This is a genomic window from Sunxiuqinia elliptica (genome assembly GCF_900113005.1).
GTDB classification, from domain to species: Bacteria; Bacteroidota; Bacteroidia; order Bacteroidales; family Prolixibacteraceae; genus Sunxiuqinia; species Sunxiuqinia elliptica.
On sequence record NZ_FONW01000026.1, the window covers coordinates 1 to 1280 of the forward strand.

Sequence of the window (1280 nt, forward strand, 5' to 3'; positions counted from 1 at the left end):
TGGAGTTGCTACATTTGATCGGACAATAAGTTAAGGTATGATTGGCCTTAAATTTTATCTTAGTATGATGAACAAGGCAAGAAGGACTTTTACAAGAGAATTTAAGCTTAACGCAGTTGAACTTAGTTACGAAAGAGGCAACATAGTAGAGCTAGCTAATGAGCTGAAGATCCGTCCAGAGTTAATTTATCGATGGCGTAGTGAGCTAGCCAGTTGTGAGGGAGCAAGTTTCCCGGGAAACGGTAATCCTAAATTAACAGAAGAACAAAGAGAGATTGCTCGTCTTCAAAAGGAATTGGCAGACATGAAAATGGAACGGGACATCTTAAAAAAGGCGGTAAGCATCTTTTCCAAGAGCGATGGAAAGTTTTCCGGTTTATAACCGACAATAGCTCCATGTTTTCCATTGAAATGATGTGTAAAGTATTAGGCGTAAGCAGAAGTGGGTTTTATTCCTGGTTAAAAAGGAAACCTTCAAAACGAGCACTTGAAAATGAAGAATTAATGGTTCAGATACGATCGGTACATAAAAAGAGCAAAGAAACTTATGGCAGTCCACGCATCTGTGAAGAATTAAAGAAAGAATATATTCATGTGTCGCGACAACGTGTCGCCAGACTGATGAAAAAAGCCAATATCCACAGCAAAACAAAGAGACGTTTTAAATGTACCACCGAATCGAAGCATCAGCTTCAGGTGGCACCAAACCTGTTGAATCGGGAGTTTAAAGTGGATGAGTTAGGTAAAGTTTGGGTTTCTGATATTACGTATATACACACTTCAGCAAGCTGGTTGTACCTGACTGTTATTATCGATTTGTGCGACCGAAAAGTAGTTGGATGGTCAACAAGTAGTACGCTTAAAACCATTGACACAGTTGTTCCTGCATGGAAAATGGCAGTTGCGAACCGTCCGGTAAATGATGATCTTATTTTTCATTCTGACAGGGGGATACAATACGCCTGTACCGAGTTTAAAGAGCTGCTGGCGTCAAATCCATTTGTAACACAAAGCATGAGCAGAAAAGGAGATTGTTGGGACAATGCCGTTGCTGAAAGCTTTTTCAAGACCTTAAAAACAGAATGGATCTACAGAAACAAGTATGCCACAAAAAAGCAAGCGAGAGTTTCTGTTTTTGAATATATAGAAACTTGGTACAATACCCAGAGAACCCATTCTGCTTTAAATTATTTGTCGCCAGTGGAATTTGCTGAATTAATAAATAAACAAAAATTGGCAGCGTAGCTTAACTCAATGTCCACTTTTTTGTTGCAAGTTCA

1 protein-coding gene is annotated in these 1280 nt (G+C 39.1%); it reads left to right on the forward strand.

The features are described from left to right. The first annotated feature begins 37 nt into the window (after positions 1-37). Positions 38-1245 (forward strand): IS3 family transposase gene (locus BM156_RS20560; protein WP_093921786.1). Its coding sequence is split into 2 segments (ribosomal slippage): positions 38-323 and positions 323-1245, totalling 1209 coding nucleotides; the frame shifts between segments, so codons are not numbered across the junction. The last annotated feature ends 35 nt before the right edge of the window (positions 1246-1280 follow it).